The organism is Calidithermus terrae (genome assembly GCF_003574345.1).
GTDB lineage: Bacteria > Deinococcota > Deinococci > Deinococcales > Thermaceae > Calidithermus > Calidithermus chliarophilus.
The window spans coordinates 1-19,077 of record NZ_QXDL01000065.1 but is presented as its reverse complement, the minus strand read 5'-3'; the positions used below and the strand labels follow the sequence as shown (position 1 = coordinate 19,077).

The following is a 19,077-nucleotide window of genomic DNA, read 5'->3' as shown; positions in this document are numbered from 1 at the left end:
CAGCGCCGCCTTCCCCCTCACCGGCAGCGGCACCGAGGCCGTCCTGCCCCTGCGCTCCGCCGACCCCCTGGCCCTGCGCTACGACAACACCGCCTTCAGCCTGGGCTACCACGCCGACGCCCTGGCCCTGCCCGGCCTCGCCGCCATGGGCGAGGGCACCGCGCTGCGCCTCGAGACCCGCGAGGCGCAGGGCTTCGGGGTGACGGCCTTCGCCGGGCTGCTGCCCCAGGCCACCCTGACCGAGGAGCCCGCCCTCGACGGCACCCGCCGCTACAAGCTGAGCCGGCCCCCCGCCCCGGGCAGCGAGACCGTGCTGCTGCGCGAGGGAGCCTCGGAGCGCCGCCTCGAGCGCGGCCAGGACTACACCCTCGACGCCGACGGCTGGCTGACCCTGGCGAAGCCGCTGTGGCCCACCACCCCCGCGGGCGAGCCGGTGGTGCTGCGCGTGACCTACGCCGCCCAGGACAGCCCCCGCGCGCCGGGCTACGGCTTCGGCCTGCGCTACCGGCAGGGCGGCCTCAGCGCCGGGGCCAGCCTCGCCGCCCTGCCCGCCCAGGGCCTGCGCTACGGCGCCGAGCTAGGCTGGCGCGAGGGCAATTTCTCGGTGCGGGCCAGCTACGCCCGCCAGAACGCCGACCGCTTCGGCCTCGAGATCGGCTACGCCGCGACCTCCCTCGAGGCCAGGGCCGACCTCAGCTACGAGGGCCGCCTGCAGGGCAGCGCCAGCCTGAGCCTGGCCCTCAGCCCCGCCGACAAGCTCGCCCTCGAGCACCAGGCCGCCGACCAGAACCGCACCGCCGTGCTCTACCAGCGCCAGCTCAGCCCCGGCTTCAGCGTCGGCGGGGGCCTGAGCTACCTCTGGGACACCGCGGGCCTGGGCGCGGTGGGCCGGCTGGCCTACGGCGCGGCGCCGTGGAAGCTCGAGCTCACCCACACCCAGCCCTTCCGCTTCAGCGACATGGCCCTCTCCCGGCTCAAGATGGCCTACACCTTCGACTTCAACCTCAGCGCCGAGGCAGATTCCCTTCGGGAGCGGGTAGGTCCGCTACGCCTGGAGGCGGCTTTGGACTACCTCTGGGGCAACGACCTGCGCGGCAGCCTGGCCCTCAAGCAGAAGCTGGGCGGCGCCAACCTCAGCCTCAGCTACCAGCTCCCCGGCGCCTCGGGCGAGGGCAACCGCGCGCGCTTCGGCCTCGAGGCCCCCCTCCCCCTCGACGAGCGCTGGAGCCTCGACCTCAGCGCCGGCTACGACCGTAGCCTGAGCACCGGCGCCGGCCAGGCCGCTTTCGGGGCGGCCGTGCGCTACAAGAGCGAGGGCCTCAGCGGCACCCTGGGCGGCGAGGTCGCCTTCGGCACCTCGCCCAAGCTGGTGCTGCGCGGCGGCCTCACCGGCGCCCTCGACGCCGAGCAGACCGTCTCCCTCGACGCCAACTACCAGGCCCTGCCCGCCCCCGACGGCAAGTTCACCCTGGCCTACGCCCTGCGCGCGCAGCAGCTCCAGCTCCTGACCTACCACCGCCTCAGCCTGGGGCAGCCGGGGTGGGGGCTCGAGGGCGCCCTGGCCGCTGCCTACCAACCCGGCCTGTCTTGGCAACTGCGCCCCTCGGCGGCCTACCGCCTGCCCGCCGGCGACCCCGCCGGGGCCACCTACCAACTGGGCCTGGGCGCCAACTACTACCTCACCGGCTCGCTGGGCTTCGGCGCGGCCGTCTACCAGCTCTTCCAGCCCGCCACGGGCACGGGGGCCACCCACTTCGGCCTCGAGGGCAGCCTGCGGGTGCTCGAGGGGCTGTGGGTCAACGTGGGCTACACCTTCGGCCACCTCTCGGCCCTCACCCCCGACGCCCAGCCCGGCTTCTACCTGCGCCTCGACTTCCTGGGGGGTAGCCGGTGAAGCTGCCTCGCATCGTCGCCCTGCTCCTGACGCTGCTGGGCCCCCTGTCCCTGGCCCAGACCAACTTCTGCAGTAACGCCGGAGGTACCCGCAGCGGCAACCTCTTCGCCCTGGACGGTACCTTTGGCACCGCGCCCGCAGGCACCCAGAGCCCCACCCTCACCAGCAGCAGCAACCCTGTGCCGGTGGTGCCCCCCACCCGCTACGCGCTGGGCAGTGTGCCGGGCATCTCCGGCGGCGTGGACGCCCAGGGGCGGCCGATCGGAACCACGACCTACAACCTCAACCCCCGTACTCCGACCAACTTCCCCGGCAACTACAGCCCTGAAGACGGCGAGTACGAGATCACCAACAGCTCCTACAACCGCCAGGACGGGGCCTGGCACCGTTTCATCGGCGGGCGCAACGGCGGGGGTGAGCGCGATCTGTTCATGTTCATCAACGCGGCGTTCACCGCCGGGGTGTTCTACGAGCAAACCCTCACCGTCACGCCCAACAGCAACTACGAGTTCAGCATCTCGGTCATTAACCTCATCGCCAACAACGCCTCGATCCTGCCCAACCTGAACCTCGAGATCGACCGGCAGGGCGTGGACGACAATAACGACGGAACCATCGACGAGGCCGGCGAGAGCCAGGTCATCGCCCTGACCGGCAACATCCCTAACACCAGCACTCCTATCTGGCGTGAGTACGGCGGCGTGATCAACTCCGGGGCCTCCAACCGCATCACCGTGCGCTTCCGCAACAACGCACCCGGTGGGGGCGGTAACGACCTCGCCATCGACAACCTGCAGTTCACCACCTGCATCGGCCTGCCGACGGGCAACATCTCGGGCACCGTCTACCTCGACGCCAACGCGAGCAACGCGTTAGATCCGGGTGAGGCGCTGGGGGATAGCATCGCGGTGGAGCTCGTGGGGCGCGACAGCAATAACAATCCCGTCGTAGTCGCCACCGCCCAGACCGTAAATGGGGTCTACAGCTTTACCAATGTGCCGGCAGGGACCTATACCATCCGGATTCCCCTCAACGACCCGCAACTCAACGCATCCACCCCGCGCAACCCTTCTACCATCTCCGGCGGCTATGTCGTGCGCGACAACGTGCAACTGCCGGTCAACGGCAACCTCACCGGTCTCGACTTCGGGTTCCAGCTCCCGCCCATCTCCATCACCAAGACGGCCAACGCTAACTCCACCACTGACGCCATCGGCAGTGTCATCACCACGGCGACCGTAGGCACCACCTTCCAGTACACCTTCCGGGTCACCAACAACACTGGGGCCAACCTCAGCAGCACCGCTCTGCGCTTGATCGACGCTCTGCCCGCGGGCTTGACTTACGTGCAGGGCTCGCTGCAGATGGCCCTCGTGACCGGCAATGACAGCCCCACCTTCACCAACGTAGCTGACGGGGGCACATATCCGTTCGCGGAGCCGAACGGGCGGCCTCTTGGCCGGGACGTGGGCGGCAGTACCACCAGTTTTGATAATGGCAGGCTTAATAGCGGAGAATCTCTGTTCATCCGCTTCCGCGTGACGGTGAACAGCAACCCCCCCGCGATCATCACGAACCAGGGGCGGATCACCTACACTGCTGGCTCGGTCAGCTACAGGGTGCTCACCGACGACCCCAACGTCGCCGGCCTGGCCGACCCTACCCTGGTGCGCGTCGGACCCAACCTGGCGGTGACCAAGGTGGCCTCAGTGAGCGCCACCAGCCCCGACTCGAGCTTCACCTACACCCTCACCATCAGCAACAACGGCGGGGTCGCCACTACCTCCGCCACCCTAACCGACGTGCTGCCGGCCGGGTTGAGCTACGTGCCAAACACGGCAGAAGCCGCACTTGGGTTGAACCCTACCAGCTTCACGAACCTCAACGCCAGCTCTTACCCCTTTGCCACGGGCCGTCCCATCGGCAATAACGCCCCCGGATTCAACAACGGCACGCTCGCCCCCGGCCAGACCCTCACCCTCCGCTTCCAGGTGCAGGTAGCCACCAGCCCGTTGCCGCCGGGCAGTCTCTCGAACCAAGCCACGGTCAACTTCTCGGGTGGTCCTGCAGGCGGGGTACTGAGCGACGATCCGGCCATTGCAGGCCCGGCCAACCCCACCGTGACCCCCGTCAACTTCGCCGACCTGACCCTGAGCAAGACCCACAGCGGCAACTTCGTGCGCGGCAGCACCGGGGTGTACACTCTCACCGTCAGCAACATCGGACAGGCGGCCAGTGCGGGAACCATCACCGTGACCGACACCCTTCCGGCAGGCCTGACCTTCGCCTCTGCGACGGGCTGGTCCTGCACGGTGAGCAGCCCTGGACCTCCCCAGACCGTTACCTGTACCAGCCCCGGCGGGCTGAGCATCCCGGTTGGCGGCAGCGCCAGCTTCACCCTGAACGTCGGCGTGAGCCAGGGCGCGGCCTCGAGCCTCACCAACACCGCCAGCGTCTCGGGCGGGGCGGAAAACAACACCGCCAACAACGGCACCAGCGACCCCACGGTGGTGGAGTCCCGCGCCGACGTGCGGATGGTCAGCAAGGCCGCGGACAACGCCAACCCTGTCCAGGGAACCAACGTTACCTTCACCCTGACCGTGCGCAATGACGGGCCCTCCAACGCCACCGGGGTCCAGGTGACCGACCTCCTGCCCGTGGGCCTGAGCTTCGTCTCGAGCGTGCCCTCACAGGGAAGCTATACAGCCGGCACCGGCGTCTGGACGGTGGGCAACCTGGCTTCGGGAACCAGTGCCACCCTCCAGATCACCGCCACGGCAACCCAGGTCGGCAACATCACCAACACCGCCACCAAGACGGCCCAGACCGAGCCCGACCCGAACACGGGCAACAACCAGGCCCAGGTGACCATCACCGTGGTTCCACCAGGGGTGAGCGTCTCTGGTCATCTTTACCACGACCTCCAGCCCAACTCGTTGCGTGAGCCCGGTGAGGACTGGAGCGGCGGCACCTCGGTGTACGTCAACCTGGTGCAGGGCGGCAGCGTGGTGCAGAGTGTGTCGGTGAGCGTGGGCACGGGCAGCTTCAGCTTCAGCGGGGTGGCGCCTGGGAGCTACGCCCTGGTGGTGACGGGCTCGGCCAGCTCCACCACCCCCGCCCCTCCCTCCGGCTGGCTGTTCATCGAGCCCGTGGCGGGCAGCCGCAGCCTTAGCGTGGGCAGTTCCGACGTGCCCGGGCAAGACTTCGGCCTCTACCACGGCTCGCGCGTCAGCGGAACGGTCTTCCGCGACGACGGGTTGGGCTCGGGCACGGCCAACGACGCCCTGCAGAACGGGGGGGAACCGGGCATCGCGGGCGTTGCCGTGACCGCCTCCGACGGCGCTCAGGGCCGCGTTACCGTCACCGACTCGCTCGGCAACTACGTGCTGTACGTGCCGTACACCTTCGGCCCTGCCCTCACCCTCTCGCACCCCCTGGCCCCGGCCACCGGCAGCAACGTGGGGGGCTCGAGCGCGGTGCTGGCTAGCGCCTACGGCCAGGGCGCGGCGCAGCAGCGCACCATCAGCCCCTTCGCCGCGGGCAACCGCTACGACGGCTACAACTTCGGCGTGGTTCGGCCCAGCCTGTGGCAGCCCGACCAGTCGGGGCAGGCCTCCTCCCCGGGCGTGGTCACCTACGCCCACCGCGTGCGGCCGGGTACCCTGGGCACCCTCACCTTCCTCCGCCTGGCCGGGGGATGGAACTACCTGCTGCGCCTCGACGCCAACTGCGACGGCGACTTCGCCGACGCGGGCGAGGGCTACCAGGGCCTGCCCTACAGCCTCGCCGTGGGCAGCGCCTGGCCCCGCGAGGCCGACGGCAGCCTGCGGGCCTGCGCCGTGGAGGTCATGGTGATCGTCCCGGCGGGCCTGCCCGGCGGCAGCAGCGACTTCCTGAACCTCGCCTCGAGGCTCCGCTACGCGGGCAACGCCGCCGTGGACGACCAGCTCGCCCTCACCGACACCACCGTGGTGGGCGCGGGCGGCGAACTGCGGCTCACCAAGCAGGTGCAAAACCTCACCCAGGGCACCCCGCCCTCGACCGGGCGGGCCGACGGGCGGCCGGGGGAGGTGCTCGAGTACTGCATCGCCTACCAGAACCAGAGCGCTTCCCCGGTCACGCAGGTCGTGCTCACCGACCCCATCCCCTTCTTCACCGACTACCAGGCCGGGACCCTGCGCCTAGGCGCCTCCCCCCTTACCGACGCTGCCGACGCCGACGCGGGCGAGGTGAGCGGGGGGCTGGTGCGCGTGCGGATCGGGACGCTGGCCGCGGGGGCCGGTGGGCAGGTGTGCTACCGCGTGAAGATTCGTTAATTTGGCTCTCATGCACTAGCTAACCCTGGAATCTCCCCATAAAATAGAGCAGGCATGTTCCGCTACGACGAGCGCAAGAAGGATTCCCAGCCCGTAGCGCCGAAGCGGGCTTTATCCCAGCAGCCTGAGGAGTACCCCGAGTTCGAACCCCCTCCGTTCAAGCCGCCCGTCCCTGCTCGCGGCCCCGGTGAGGCCACCGCGCCGTACTCGAGGCTGTTGGGGCAACCGCGCGCCGAGCCCGAGGGCGCGCTGGCCCTGGCCGCGCCCAGCTCCAGCACCCCTGAGGAACGCGCCAAGACCCTGCACGACGTCCTCCAGAAGGCCAGCCGCACCGTCCTCGACATCGACATCGGCGACGGTGCCGACGTGATGGCCAACCTCAACAACGGCACCAGCCGCTACCTCTCGCGCCACAACCGGCACCTCGAGATCAGGGGCCAGGACGTGGCCCCCCTGCGTTCGCTGCTCGAGCTCTGGAGGGGCCGGGGCCACCTGGAGGAAACCCTCGAGGCCTACGAGCGGCTCTACGGCAAGAGCTTCTACGCCGAGATCGGCGAGCGCGTGCGTGAGGGCAAGTTGCGCCAGGAACTGCTGGCCCTGCTCCCTCCCCCTATCCCGCAAGAGCAGCTCACCTTCGACGCTTTTCTCGAGCACCTGGCGGTGAACTTCGTCTACTCCAACGAAACGGACTTCGCCGCCGACGAGCGGACGGGCCTCGAGCCGCGCCGCAAGTCCAACCCCGCTGAACTCCTCAAGGCGTTCGGCTACCTGCCCGGCAGGCCCATCTTCGGGAAGTGGGGCTTCCAGATGCGGCTGTTCCAGCCCGACCCCCAGAAGAAGACCCCCCACAACGCCCACCCCATCGTCGCCTTCCGGGGCACCGAGGGCGTCGGGCTACGGGTGCGCGACGACCCCAAGACCCCCCAGAACGAGCAGGAGAGCGGCCTGGACACCCTGGTAGCCGACTTTGCCTACGCCGAAGTGGGGTACAGCCAGTACCGGCAAAATCGCGAGCTCATCCGGCGAAACCTCGAGGCCGCCGCCCGCCGTGGCCGCCTCATCCTGACCGGGCACAGCCTGGGGGGTGCCCTGGCCCAGATCGCCGCCGTGGAACACATGGCCCTGACGAAGGAAATTGTGACCTTCCAGGCCGCAGCCATAAAGCAGGCCGACGTGGACAGGCTCAAGGCCTACAACGCCCGGCACGCCGCCGACGGCAAGGCCATCGCCAGCCGCCACTACCGCGTAGACGGCGACATCGTCCCCACCGCAGGCGAGGCCTCCACGCCGGGAGAGATCCATTACTTCGACTACCGGCGCGAAGGCCAGGGCCTGCTGGGGATGCTCAAGGAGAACCACGTGACCCCCGCGCTGAGCGAGTACCTGCGGCAGGAACTCCTCGCCGCCTCCCGGCGCTCGGGCGGCCTCGAGCTCGACCCCTACCAGACCGCCCTGATGCGCTGGGGCCAGCGCGACGAGCAGGATCTCGCCGGCAAGAGCGTGGAGATCATCTACAGCGGCGATTATTCCACCGAGCGCGACCCCAAGATTCGCGGCGAAATGCTGCGGCGTGAGCTGCTGGCGCCCACCCTCGACAAGCTGGGCTTGCTGGACGCGGTGTTTTACGAGAACATGGCTTACAACTTGCTCCTGGAAAAGGTCGAGGAACTGGCGAGGAAGCACGACAGCTACGCACAGTTCAAGAAGGAGGCCCAGAAGCTCCTCAGCAGCAGCGAGCCCATGTTCCCCACGCCCGCGCTCGAGGCCATGGCCCAGGAGCTTCGGGTCGGCGAGGAGGTGCCCAGCCTCCTGTTCGTGGCGAAGTCCAGGTGGGGGGAGGCTAAGGAGAGGGGAATAGCAATGCCAGAGCCGGTTAGACGACGGGTTGAAAACCAATTGGGAGTGGTGTGGGAGTCATGGCACCCCAACAGAAGAGCAGAGTAAATCGGTGGTTAGCTGTTTGTGTGGGCCTGCTCACGCTGGCAACCGTACTACCTCAGGCCTTCGTCATGAGGAATCTAGCAATGAACAGTGAGCAAGAAGTGCTTGAAAGATTGGTTGGCATCTTGGGTACAGAACTCAACCTGCAAAAAATCACGTGCCCGAATAACGCGTCGGATCGCTATCAACACATAGCCTGCTTTGTGACTGACCTCGAGGCTAGGGGGTTAATCACCAACCTTACTCCTAGATTGGCCGAATTTGCCCGTATCACAAGTGACTGGCGAGAAGATTATTCAGTATGGGGTGCTTTCTTCAGAGTGAAGAATGGCACAGGTATTTTGTTTGGGATTAATTATGTGCCCATAGAATTCAATCCCGAATTGCGAGACCAGCCTCTGCTCAAGAACTACAAAGCTATGGTGGATGTAACTGTGGCTAAAGAGCAGTAGAGCTATAGCAAGGAGCTTCGGGTCAGCGAGGAGGTGCCCAACTTCCTGTTCGCGGTGAAGTCCAAGTGGGGGAAGGCTAAGGAGAAGGGAATAGTGATTGATCAGAGGACCCGCGAGGCTTTGAGGCCCCAGCTATCAGTAATTTGGGAGTCATGGCACCCAGATAAGGAGGCCAAATGACGTATTCACCCAAGTTGATACTGGTTGTTTGTACACTTGCTGGCACAGCAATGTATCTGGGGATTTCACAGGAGAGAAAAACCTCGATGAATGTGCTGCAAGCGTTGCAGATGCTTAAAGATGTTGTTGGCACAAGGTTGGGACTTCCAGAAACTCAGTGTCTAAGCGAGGATAGTTACCCGTATCGAATTTGTTATGGACTCAAGGGAACGCCAGAGGATTTTATAGCCAAATTTGAAGGGAGCCTCCGTGACATAGCAATCCGGACGATGGGTTGGCGACAGGATTATAGCGTGTGGGTTGCAATGTACGACTTTAAGACTACCCGCAACGTTAACCTCGGCGTCAGCATTGCCCCCAAAGCTCCGAATCCCGAATTGCGCCGCCTCGACTCGATGGCTATTTATGATGCGCTTGTGACTATTGTTGTTGATTCGCCTCAGCAGCCAAAATATGAAAGCTTCCGGGTCGAGGATAAATTTGGGGGTTTGGAATAGTAGAAAGCGAACCTCTGTTCCCCGGCCCGGGAACCCAGGAAATCGCCAGGGAACTGGGCATTGCCGAGGAGGCCAATCCTCTCCTCGTCTCGGTCAAAACCCGGTGGGGGCAGATTAAGGAAAAGGGGATGATGGTTGGTAAAACAGTCAAGGACTACATCAGAGATCAGCTCAAGGACATTTGGGCTTCGTGGAACCCCGGCAAGGAGTTCAAGGAGTTGCCCTAATGAGCGCCATCAAAGGGTTACTGGTGTTTACCTGTGTCCTTGTAGCTGCTGCCTTTATGCACGCAACTATGCGACATCAACCCGAAGCCGATCTGGATAGTGTTTTTGCGCACTTGAATCGGGTAATGCTGGATCTAGGTCTTGTGGAGGTGGATTGTCCACGTGAGTACGATAGCGATCCCTATAGGTACCGGAAGTGCTTTGCAAGCCCCTACTCAGAGGAAGAGTTCATCCAAGCGTTTGATGTAAAGGTAATCGGCAGCTACAGCAGGGCCTTCGGCTGGCGCCAGGATTACGGTGTTTGGGGGGCGTTCTATCACCTGTTGTCTGCCCCGGACATCTCCTTTAGTGTGGGTGTCAAGTCGGCTTTCCGTGACCAAGAGATCACAAAACTTATGCCAAATAGGGAATTTGTCGCATTTGTCCGGTTGACTCTCGAGCGATCAACGCGGTGAGTTTCAAGCACCCAAATGAGGATAGGGATTTGGATAGAACGGCAGCTAAGGCAGATTTGGGCCTCGTGGCATCCGGATAAAGAGTACCCTAAATGAAACGGCCGCTTCTTTTGCTTACAGGAGTTCTGATCTTTCTTATCCCCGTAGGGAAACAAGCCATGAACCCTCATCCAGGCAATACCTCCTCCGAACTATTCGATAAAATTCGCGGAATAATTGAGGCGAGACTTGGGGGGGAGGAGATAAGCTGTCGAGCTTTCTATGAAACCACCTATCCACTTAGGGCCTGCTATGGTTGGAAGGGTCAAACAAGAGACTTTATCAGCCGTTTCAATAGAGAAATTAGCTCAATCGCCACGATTGGGGGCTGGCGAGAGGATTATGCGGTGTGTGGTTCCTTTTTTGCTCTAAAAGAATCGCCGGACCGTACCTTTGGGGTGAGCATCGCTCCAAAGGTAGCCCATCCCGATCTGGAATCAGATGATTCACTGAGGGAATTTGACTTGTTGGTGACACTCACAGTTGACCAGTAAATATCTTGTTGTGAAACTCATGGGCTAAGGGAAGGGAATGGTGATTGATCAAAGGACCCGTGAAGCTTTGAGGCCCCAGATAAGGAGTTGCCATAGTGAGCGTTGTCAGCAAGCTATTGATGCTTACTTGTGTGCTTGGGATAGGTGTACTTATGTACAGCAGCACGAAACATAAACCGGAGGCAGATTTGGATACTATTTACTCTCAAATTAGTAATGAACTGCTTGAACTTGGCCTCAAAGAAGTAGAATGCCCAAAGATCTTTAGAGATGATCCCTATAAATATAGGAAATGCCTAGCTGCACCTCTTAAGGCTGAGGACTTTATTACCCAAGTCGATGAAAAAATCCTGGGTCGTTTCACTAGGACATTGGGGTGGCGACAAGATTACGGCGTATGGGTCGCTATGTACCGCCTTTCGGCTTCCCCTGAGATCGCCTTTGGTATATCGGTCCAAATGGCTGAAAATGATCGGGAGCTTACAGCTTTGATGCCTGATAAGCAGTTTAACACTTTTGTTGGGGTAACTTTCGAGCGATTAAGACAGTAATTCCTAGCACATAAGGGAGATGCCGTCATGAATCGGTGGTTGTTCGTTATAGCTGTCACCGGGATAGCCGTGGTGCCTTCGGCGCACGTCTTGAGTCGGAGCGTAACACCTGTGGATAAGCTCAGCCTATTCTCGACGCTAAATCAAACTATACGAAGCATTTCTCCTTCTCCTGTTGAAGTTGAGTGCCCAGAATCAGTGGTAAAGGGGATATATGAAAGCTGCTTCGGCTGGAACGAAGCTCCAGAGACATTCATTCGCGAATTTGAGAGGCGTATTACGGATATGGCAGTGAGAACTTTTGGGTGGCGACAGGATTATGGGTCTTGGATGGCGCATTATGAGCTAAGAGATAATCAACAGATGGATTTTGCGATTAATGTTGTATCTAAGGATTTCGAGCTTGGTAAAGTGCCGTCTATGAGGCCTTATAAATGGATGGTTGTGATTCTGGTGGACCAATAATTGCATGAATAGTTTCTCACTGACCAAGGAGTTGGCGAGGAAGTACGACAGCTACGTGAAGTTCAAGAAGGAGGCCCAGAAGCTCCTCAGCAGCAGCGAGCCCATGTTCCCCACGCCCGCGCTCGAGGCCATGGCCCAGGAGCTTCGGGTCGGCGAGGAGGTGCCCAGCCTCCTGTTCGTGGCGAAGTCCAGGTGGGGGGAGGCTAAGGAGAGGGGAATAGCAATGCCAGAGCCGGTTAAGCGACGGGTTGAGGCCCAATTGGGAGTGGTGTGGGAGTCATGGCACCCCAACAGAAGAGCAGAGTAAATCGGTGGTTAGTCCAATAGCCCCGTGCGGCGCAGCAGGGCCTCGGGGCTGGGGTCGCGGCCCATAAAGTTGCGGAAGAGCTGGGCGGGGTCGTCGGAGTTGCCCTTGGTGAGGATGTGCTCCACGAAGTCGCGGCCGGTGTCGGGGTTGAAGATGCCTTCGGCCTGGAACCTCGAGAACGCGTCGGCGTCGAGCACCTCGGCCCACTTGTAGGAGTAGTAGCCGGCGGCGTAGCCCACTGAGCTGCCGAAGAGGTGGCCGAAGGAGGCGATGAAGGCGTAGTCCTCGGGCAGCGGGGCGGGGGAGAAGCCCTCCATGACCGTGCGGGCGTACTGGGCGACGTCGCCGTCGTGGGGCTTGTAGTCGATGTGCAGGGCGAGGTCCACGGTGCCGAAGGCGAGCTGGCGCATGGTGGCGTTGGCGGCGCGGTAGGTGCGGGCCTGGCGCATGCGCTGGAAGAGGGGGTCGGGGATGGGCTCGCCGGTCCGGTAGTGGCGGGCGAAGAGGTCGAGGGCCTCGCGCTCCCAGCACCAGTTCTCCATGATCTGCGAGGGCAACTCCACGAAGTCCCAGGGCACGTTGGTCCCGGCCAGGCTCAGCACCTCCACGTTGGAGAGGGCGTGGTGCAGCAGGTGGCCGAACTCGTGGAAGATGGTCTCGACCTCGCGGTGGGTGAGCAGGGCGGGCTGGTCGCCCACCGGCGGGGTGAGGTTGCCGCACATCAGGGTGAGGTGGGGCTCGGAGGCGCCGTCGCGGTTGCCGGTGATGAAGAAATTCATCCAGGCCCCGCCGCGCTTGTCGTCGCGGGGGAACCAGTCGGTGTAGAAGCGCGAGGTGAAGCGGCCTTGGGGGTCGTAGAGGTCGTAGCTCCGCACGTCGGGGTGCCAGCCCCTGGCCTCGGCGGGCTCGACGCGGATGCCGAAGACCCGCCGGCACAGCTCGAAGAGGCCCTCGAGCACCTGCGGCAGCGGGAAGTAGGGGCGCAGGGCCTCCTCGTCGAAGTCGTAGACGGCCTGGCGCTGCTTCTCGGCGTAGTAGGCCACGTCCCAGGGCGCGAGGGGCGGGGCGTCGGGGCCCTCGAGCCGCTGCCGGAAGGCCTGCAGCTCCTGGTTCTCGCGCTCGAAGTAGGGGCGGTAGCGCTCGGCGAGGTCGCGCTCGAAGGCCACGGCGGTGGCGCCGTTCTTGGCCATGCGCTCCTCGAGCACCAAGTCGGCGAAGTGGGCGTAGCCCAGCAGCTCGGCCTTCTCCTGCCGCAGCGCGAGGATCTCGGGCAGGAGCTGGCGGTTGTCGCGGCCCTCCTCGGTGGCGCGGTTGTTGTAGGCACGGTAGACCTGCTCGCGGACCGAGGCGTCGTCGAGGTAGGTCATGAGGGCGAGGTAGCTGGGGGCTTGCAGGGTGAAGCGGTAGCCCTCGCGGCCCTTGGCCTGGGCGCTCTGGCGGGCGGCCTGGCGGGCGCTGTCGGGCAGCCCGGCGAGCTGGGGCTCCTCCAGGTAGAGCTCGAAGGCGGCGGTGGAGTCGAGCACGTTCTGGCTGTACTTGCTGGTGAGCTCGGCCAGCCGGGTGTTGATGGCCTCGAGGCGGGCCTTCTTCTCGGGGGGAAGGTCGGCGCCCTCGCGGCGGAAGGCGTCGAGGGTGAGCTGGAGGAAGCGCCGCTTGGTGGGGGAGAGCCGCTGGGCCTCGGGGGTGGCGGCGTAGGCCTTGAGCGCGGCGTAGAGCTCGCTCGAGAGCTGCACCTTGGTGTAGAAGGCCGTCACCAGCGGCAGCGTGGCGTTGTAGGCCTGGCGCAGCTCGGGGGTCGTGCGGACGCTCTCGAGGTGGGAGACTACCCGGAACGCCCGCTGCAGCCGCTCGCCCAGGCGGTCGTAAGCCCCCAGGGTATTGGCGTAGGTGCGCTCGCCGGGGACGTCCAGGATGGCCTGGAATTCCTGCTCCGCCCCGGCGATGAGCGCGCGGATCGCGGGCTCGACGTGTTCAGGCTTGATCTGTTCGAAGGGGATGTCGAACCCCAGGTCGAGCAAAGGGTTTTGTGCCATAAGCCGGAGTATACGCAAAGCCTACTCGGAAAGATTAGGGGCTAGTTCGAGTAGGCCCGCACCGCCTCGATAACCGCCTCCACCTGCGCGTCGGTGAGGAAGGGGTGCACGGGCAGGGAGAGCACCTCGCGGGCGGCCTGCTCGGCGTGCGGCAGCGAGCCCTCGGGGGCGAGGCCGCGGTAGGCGGGTTGCAGGTGGACGGGCAGGGGGTAATGGACGCTCGAGGCCACCCCGCGCTCCTTGAGGAAGGCCTGCAGGCGGTCGCGCTCGGGGGCGCGGACGGTGTACTGGTGGTAGACGTGGTGGGCGTAGGGGGGCGGGGTGGGGGTGCGCACCGCCCCGCGCAGGCCCTCGTCGTAGCGGCGCGCGATCTCGCGGCGGCGGCGGTTCCAGCCCTCCAGGCGCGGCAGCTTGACCCGCAGGATGGCCGCCTGCAGCCCGTCGAGGCGCGAGGTGTAGCCCGCGGCCCGCACGTGGTGGTAGCGCACCTTGGAGCCGTGCGAGGCCAGCAGGCGGGCCTCCTCGGCCACGGCGTCGTCGGCGGTGGCGATGAAGCCCCCGTCGCCGTAGGCGCCCAGGTTCTTGGTGGGGTAGAGGCTGAACCCGGCGGCGTGGCCCAGGGTGCCCGCCATCGCGCCGCCGGCGCCGCCCGCCTCGCAGTAGCGGGCGCCGATGGCCTGCGCGGCGTCCTCCAGGACCTTCAGTCCGTGGCGCTCGGCCACTGCGCGGATCTCGGCCATGGGCGCCACCTGGCCGTAGAGGTGCACGGGCAGGACGGCCCTGGTTCGCTCGGTGACGGCGGCCTCGAGCAGCTCGGGGTCGAGGTTGAAGGTGAGGGGGTCGATGTCCACGAGCACCGGCTTAGCCCCCGCGACCAGGATGGCCTCGACGGTGGCGACGAAGGTGAAGGGGGTGGTGACGACCTCGTCCCCCGGGCCCACCCCCAGCGCCCGCAGGGCGATGAAGAGGGCGTCGGTGCCCGAGCCCACCCCGACGACGTGGGGCACGCCCAGGTACTCGGAGAGCTCGCGCTCGAGCGCGGCCACCTCGGGCCCTCCCACGAAGGCGCCGGAGGCCAGGACGCGCTCGAGCGCGGCGTCGATGTCGGGTTTTAACAGCCGGTATTCGCTTTGCAGATCGATGATGGGAACCATGTGCACGTCCAGTCGGGGTCGCGCCTCGCCTCCAGGCGGAGGCGGGCCGCTGCCGGAGATTCTACCGGTAAACCCCCCGGCCCAGGGCCCAGCCGCCCGCCACCGCCAGCACGTTCGCGCCCCACATGGCGATCTCCGGCGCCCAGACGCTCGTCTGCGCCAGCACCCCGCCCAGCCCGAACAGGACGTAGTACGCCACCGTCAGCGCCAGCGCCAGGCCCAGCGCCACGCCGGGGCTGCTGGCGCGCTTGACCGCCACGGGCAGGGCCAGCCACAGCAGCACCAAGGGGGCGAAGGCCTGGGCCAGCGCCGCGTGGAGGTTGGCCCGGGCCTCGACCTTCTCCTTGACGGTGGCGGCGGGGTCGCGGGCCTGCCGCCACCAGTGGGAGGGGGGCTGGCTGGAGTCGAGGGCGGTGCTGCTGTAGTTGGAGAAGCGCGAGACCAGGTCGTCCTGGCTCAGGGAGAGGCGGATGGTGAGGCTTTGGGCGAGGTTCTGCGCGCGCACGTAGTCCTGGAAGAAGGCCTCGACCTGCTCGAGGTCGGTGAACTCGGGCGGGGGCAGGCGGTCCATGTCCAGCATGAAGCCCTTGACCCCCTGCAGCCGGAGGGCGGTGCCCTCGAGGCGACCCCGCTCCGCGAAGTAGACGGTGAGCCGGCGGTCCTCCCACTGCTGCACCCGCACGCGCGTCAGCTCGTTTTTGGCCGCGTCGTAGCCGCCGAAGAACAGCCGCAGCTTGCCGACGGGCAGATCCTGCCCCACCAGCCGGAACACGCCCCCGTTGCCGTCGAAGGAGCGCCACCAGGTGAGCACGGTCTGCTTGGTGCTCCAGGGGATCACCCACTCGTTGAGGCAGAAGGAGAGCGCCGCCAGCAGGACGCCCCCCACCAGCAGCCAGCGGGCGGTGCGGCGGGGGGAGATGCCCCCGGCCTGCATCACCAACAGCTCGTTCTCCCGCGCCAGGCGGCCGTAGCCCAGCAGCACGGCGAAGAGCACCGCCACGGGCAGGGTCTGGCTCAGGATGGCGGGCACCTGCAGGCCCAGCCAGGCCAGCATCCCGCCCAGGGGCATCTGGCCGACGTAGGCGCTGCGGGCGAGCACGTTGGAGAGGAGGCCTAAGCCGACGTAGAGCGCCAGCCCGAAGGCGAAGACGGGCAGGGTTTCGCGGAGGAGGTAGCGGTCGAGGCGGGTCATGATGCGGTTGCCCATAGAGTGTACTCGCCGGGCGGCTCAGCGCAGCTCGAGGCCGAAGGTGAAGCGCCCAGTGGCGGCTTCCCCCGTTTGCGACAGGAAGACGTGCTGATAGCCTACCTTCCAGACGAAGCAGCAGTCGGCGTAGCGCAGCTCGAGGCCCGCCCGGCTCATCCCGCCGCGCAGGAAGTCGAAGCCGAGGGTGGGGGCCGCCGCGAAGCTGAAGGTGCAGGCGATGGGGTTGGGGTTGAAGTCGACCACCAGCTCGCGCTGCTGGGCGAAGGCGTCGCCGGGGGGGGCGTCGAGGTCGTTGCGGTAGCGGAACTCCGCGGTGAGCACCCCGTCGGGGAGCTTGGGCGCGTAGCGCAGGCTGGCCCCGAGCTCACGGTCGAGGAAGTCGAAGCTGGCGTGTGCGGTGAGGTCGGCGTAGCCCAGCTCGCCCGCGAAGCGGCTGGTGGGTTCGCGCCGCTCGTAGCGGTAGGCGCTGGGGCGGTTCTGCAGGCTGTACTCGTAGGCGATGCGCCAGCTAAAGTCCTGGCTGTAGCCGCCCTCGAGCCGAAACCCGGCCGCCACGTAGGGGCTGTCGTGGGTGTAGGCCGCGCCCAGGGCCCAGGGCTCGAGGCGGAGGGCGGCCGGGCCCTCCTTCAGCTCGAAGGGGTAGCGCAGCTCCGCCCCCACCGTCAGCCCGCCCACGTAGGCGTCGCCGGGGGAGTGGGCCTGCGGGTCGTCGTCGCTGGCGGTCTGCTCCTCGGCGAGGCGCACGAAAGGGGAGAGCCGGGCGCCCTCGAGGGCGAAGGTGTCGCGCCAGCCGAGCTCGAAGAGGGAGTAGCGCGCGCCGGCCGTCACCGCCTCGTCGCGGTTGGTGTCGCCGGTGAGGAAGAAGGGGCCGCTCTCGAGGCGGGCGTCGAGGTCGAACCAGCCGTTGCGGATGACGGCGCGGAAGCGCACGCTCCCCCTGGCGTCGGTCACGGAAGACCCCAGGGTGAGGGTGCGGGTCTCGGGGTTGCTGAGGTTGCTCACCAGCAGGGTGAGCGTCGAGGAGGCGGTCTCGCCCGCGCGCGGCGGGAGCGGCAGGTCCTCGAAGCCCAGGGTGAGGCCTTCGCTGAAGCTGTAGCCGAAGCGCAGGGGCACGTTGAGCACGGTGCCGCCCCCGCTCCCGGTCCCGCCCGTGCTGGGCAGCCCCGGGATGGCCTGGGTGACGGGCTGGTCGATGGGGAGGCGCAACTGCTCGAAGTGGGCGAGCTCGAGGCCGTACACCGCCAGCTCGCTGTCGGCCAGGACCAGCAGCCCGCTCTCGGTGTCGAAGTGGGCCTCCTCGGCCACCAGCCGCAGGTCCTCCCCGCACTTGCAGGTCGTCAGCCCGATGCCGCGCGCCCGGAACAGCCGCTCGCGCACCACCCCCGTGCGGGCGCGGAAGCGGTAGGCGCGGGTCTGGGCGGTGAAGGCCTCGAGGCGCACCTCGCCCGTCGTCTGGTCGAAGCGGATCTCCCGCGCCCAAAGCTGGATGCCCCGGGAGGCGAAGCAGGCCCCGTCGCTGAAGACGGCCACGCTGCCGTCGTACTCGACGTTGACCCCCCCCACGACCCCGTCGGGCGTCTCGGCCAGGTACGGCGCGTCCTCGCAGTTTTCGAAAGGCGGTGCGGGGGGGGCGGCCTGGGCGAGGGCGGGGAGGGTCAGGAGAAGGAGCAGCAGGAGGAGGCCACGCACCATTACAGCTTATTCGCGTAAGACCGCAGGCGGCCCAGCACGTCGGCGGGTACTTTGGTGGTGGCCGTGGGCCTGCTCTTGAACTCGATGAGCAGGGCGCTGTCGTCGCGCTGCCCCTTGAAGCTGCTCTGGCCGTCCTTGTAGCTGAAGCCGCCGAGCACCAGGGCCTGGTTGCGGGCGGTGTCGATGACGAGGGTGTTGGCCTCGAGCTGCGGGTCCTGCGAGCGCACGTTGCCCTTGAGCACCACCACGTTCTCCGCGAGCAGCCCCAGGCCGCTGTTGCTGGTCAGGCCCTTGACGGCGCTCGAGGAGTAGCGCACGCCGGAGAGGCGCAGTTGCTCGCCCCGGAAGGCGTACTCCAGGCTGGTGGCGGCGAAATTGCCGTCGCTGCCGCGCAGGGTGGCGTTGCGTGCGCGGATGAACTCCTCCTGCTTGAACTGGATGTAGCTGCCCTCGAGCCGCAGGCCGTTGCGGTTATCGACCAGCACGCCGCCCTTGGGCATGGTGGTGACCCCGGTCCCGAGGTCGAGCTCCTGCTCCCCGCTCTCGACGCTGAAACTCGAGAAGCGGCCCGCGGTGAGCGCTAAGGTGCTCACCGCGAGCAGCAACAGCGCGTTTTTTTTCATGGTGGAGGACGAAATCCCTGACATCATGCCCTAGATGCTACCGCGGCAGGGATTAGGCTTATGAAGATGTGAAGCGAATTACAGCTCGATGGCTACTCTTTAGGGTGCGGCCGTTGCTTCAATTCGGGCGATTTGGGCCTATACTGAACTACGAAATGCGACTGCTGGCGCTTTTGGTGTTGGTGGCCTCACAGGCACTGGCTTTCCCACGCGTCGGGCTGCACGAGGGCTTCACCCGCTTCGTCTTCGACCTGCCTGCGGGCTCCACCTACCAGATGAACACCGAGGGGCAGACCCTCTCCCTGCGCTTCCGCGGGGTCAAGGCCGAGCCCCTCGACGAGAGCGTCAACTCCGAGGAGGTGGCCTCCTACCAGGTGGTGGTCAACGGCGCGGTGGTCGAGGTCTTCGTGCGCCTCAAGCCCGGCATGCGGGCGCAGAGCAGCACCCTGAACGAGCCGCAGAACCGGCGCCTGATCGTTGACATCGCCCGCGGCGAGGCCAAGACCGGCGCTCCCCCGGCGCCCCAGCCCAAGCCCGCCCCGGCCAAGGC

15 protein-coding genes and 1 pseudogene are annotated in these 19,077 nt (G+C 65.8%); 11 read left to right on the top strand and 5 right to left on the bottom strand.

Annotated features, from left to right (window positions below):
- From Mterra_RS09215 to Mterra_RS09200, 10 genes are all read left to right on the top strand, one after another.
- Positions 1-1,894 (top strand): TonB-dependent receptor (locus Mterra_RS09215; RefSeq protein ID WP_476727197.1); only part of this gene is annotated, 1,894 nt, incomplete at its 5' end.
- A complete protein-coding gene (locus tag Mterra_RS09210; protein ID WP_119314935.1) occupies positions 1,891-6,210 on the top strand; it encodes a DUF11 domain-containing protein in 4,320 nt (1,439 codons plus the stop codon). The genes Mterra_RS09215 and Mterra_RS09210, both read left to right, overlap by 4 nt.
- 54 nt (positions 6,211-6,264) lie before the next feature.
- Complete coding sequence (locus Mterra_RS09205; RefSeq protein WP_119314934.1) at positions 6,265-8,154, top strand: Tle-like phospholipase domain-containing protein; 1,890 nt, start codon at positions 6,265-6,267, stop codon at positions 8,152-8,154.
- Positions 8,155-8,234: 80 nt separating this feature from the next.
- A complete protein-coding gene (locus tag Mterra_RS21905; protein ID WP_147372640.1) occupies positions 8,235-8,603 on the top strand; it encodes a hypothetical protein in 369 nt (122 codons plus the stop codon).
- A 176-nt stretch (positions 8,604-8,779) separates the two neighbouring features.
- Positions 8,780-9,280 carry a hypothetical protein gene (locus Mterra_RS21900; protein ID WP_147371605.1) on the top strand — a complete coding sequence of 167 codons (501 nt, stop codon included), beginning with the start codon at positions 8,780-8,782 and terminating at the stop codon, positions 9,278-9,280.
- Between the two features lie 226 nt (positions 9,281-9,506).
- A complete protein-coding gene (locus Mterra_RS21895; protein ID WP_147372638.1) occupies positions 9,507-9,962 on the top strand; it encodes a hypothetical protein in 456 nt (151 codons plus the stop codon).
- Between the two features lie 92 nt (positions 9,963-10,054).
- Complete coding sequence (locus Mterra_RS21890) at positions 10,055-10,495, top strand: hypothetical protein (RefSeq protein WP_147372635.1); 441 nt, start codon at positions 10,055-10,057, stop codon at positions 10,493-10,495.
- 95 nt (positions 10,496-10,590) lie between these two features.
- Positions 10,591-11,046 carry a hypothetical protein gene (locus Mterra_RS21885; RefSeq protein ID WP_147372634.1) on the top strand — a complete coding sequence of 152 codons (456 nt, stop codon included), beginning with the start codon at positions 10,591-10,593 and terminating at the stop codon, positions 11,044-11,046.
- 111 nt (positions 11,047-11,157) lie between these two features.
- Positions 11,158-11,511: a hypothetical protein gene (locus Mterra_RS21880; RefSeq protein WP_147372632.1), complete on the top strand. Its 354-nt coding sequence runs from the start codon at positions 11,158-11,160 to the stop codon at positions 11,509-11,511.
- 4 nt (positions 11,512-11,515) lie between these two features.
- Entirely contained in the window at positions 11,516-11,818 is a 303-nt protein-coding gene (locus tag Mterra_RS09200) for a hypothetical protein (protein ID WP_119314933.1), read from the top strand.
- Positions 11,819-11,826: 8 nt separating this feature from the next.
- Here Mterra_RS09200 and Mterra_RS09195 read toward each other — a convergent pair whose 3' ends face one another.
- The 5 genes from Mterra_RS09195 to Mterra_RS09175 all read right to left on the bottom strand — a co-directional run bounded on the left by Mterra_RS09195 (position 11,827) and on the right by Mterra_RS09175 (position 18,551).
- Positions 11,827-13,851 carry a M3 family metallopeptidase gene (locus tag Mterra_RS09195; protein WP_119314932.1) on the bottom strand — a complete coding sequence of 675 codons (2,025 nt, stop codon included), beginning with the start codon at positions 13,849-13,851 and terminating at the stop codon, positions 11,827-11,829.
- Between the two features lie 41 nt (positions 13,852-13,892).
- Positions 13,893-15,005 carry a DegT/DnrJ/EryC1/StrS family aminotransferase gene (locus Mterra_RS09190; RefSeq protein WP_119314931.1) on the bottom strand — a complete coding sequence of 371 codons (1,113 nt, stop codon included), beginning with the start codon at positions 15,003-15,005 and terminating at the stop codon, positions 13,893-13,895.
- 61 nt (positions 15,006-15,066) lie between these two features.
- Positions 15,067-16,212, bottom strand: a complete 1,146-nt coding sequence (locus Mterra_RS09185) for an LptF/LptG family permease (protein WP_275054268.1) — start codon at positions 16,210-16,212, stop codon at positions 15,067-15,069.
- A gap of 21 nt (positions 16,213-16,233) precedes the next feature.
- Complete coding sequence (locus Mterra_RS09180) at positions 16,234-17,901, bottom strand: LPS-assembly protein LptD (protein WP_147372630.1); 1,668 nt, start codon at positions 17,899-17,901, stop codon at positions 16,234-16,236.
- A gap of 2 nt (positions 17,902-17,903) precedes the next feature.
- On the bottom strand, positions 17,904-18,551 hold the full coding sequence (locus Mterra_RS09175) for a hypothetical protein (RefSeq protein ID WP_245971581.1): 648 nt from the start codon (positions 18,549-18,551) through the stop codon (positions 17,904-17,906).
- Between the two features lie 131 nt (positions 18,552-18,682).
- On the opposite strand from Mterra_RS09175, the pseudogene Mterra_RS09170 reads away from it, so the two are divergent.
- Positions 18,683-19,077 (top strand): annotated as a pseudogene (locus tag Mterra_RS09170) (N-acetylmuramoyl-L-alanine amidase); the annotation flags it as partial.

What these genes read in the sequence shown, in the direction of transcription:
- Mterra_RS21895 (WP_147372638.1), top strand. Translation starts at nt 9,507, where the DNA reads ATGAGCGCCATCAAAGGGTTACTGGTGTTTACCTGTGTCCTTGTAGCT.
- Mterra_RS09190 (WP_119314931.1), bottom strand. Translation starts at nt 15,005, where the DNA reads ATGGTTCCCATCATCGATCTGCAAAGCGAATACCGGCTGTTAAAACCC.
- Mterra_RS09175 (WP_245971581.1), bottom strand. Translation starts at nt 18,551, where the DNA reads ATGTCAGGGATTTCGTCCTCCACCATGAAAAAAAACGCGCTGTTGCTG.
- Mterra_RS21890 (WP_147372635.1), top strand. Translation starts at nt 10,055, where the DNA reads ATGAAACGGCCGCTTCTTTTGCTTACAGGAGTTCTGATCTTTCTTATC.
- Mterra_RS09185 (WP_275054268.1), bottom strand. Translation starts at nt 16,212, where the DNA reads ATGGGCAACCGCATCATGACCCGCCTCGACCGCTACCTCCTCCGCGAA.
- Mterra_RS09205 (WP_119314934.1), top strand. Translation starts at nt 6,265, where the DNA reads ATGTTCCGCTACGACGAGCGCAAGAAGGATTCCCAGCCCGTAGCGCCG.
- Mterra_RS21905 (WP_147372640.1), top strand. Translation starts at nt 8,235, where the DNA reads ATGAACAGTGAGCAAGAAGTGCTTGAAAGATTGGTTGGCATCTTGGGT.
- Mterra_RS09195 (WP_119314932.1), bottom strand. Translation starts at nt 13,851, where the DNA reads ATGGCACAAAACCCTTTGCTCGACCTGGGGTTCGACATCCCCTTCGAA.
- Mterra_RS09200 (WP_119314933.1), top strand. Translation starts at nt 11,516, where the DNA reads ATGAATAGTTTCTCACTGACCAAGGAGTTGGCGAGGAAGTACGACAGC.
- Mterra_RS21900 (WP_147371605.1), top strand. Translation starts at nt 8,780, where the DNA reads ATGACGTATTCACCCAAGTTGATACTGGTTGTTTGTACACTTGCTGGC.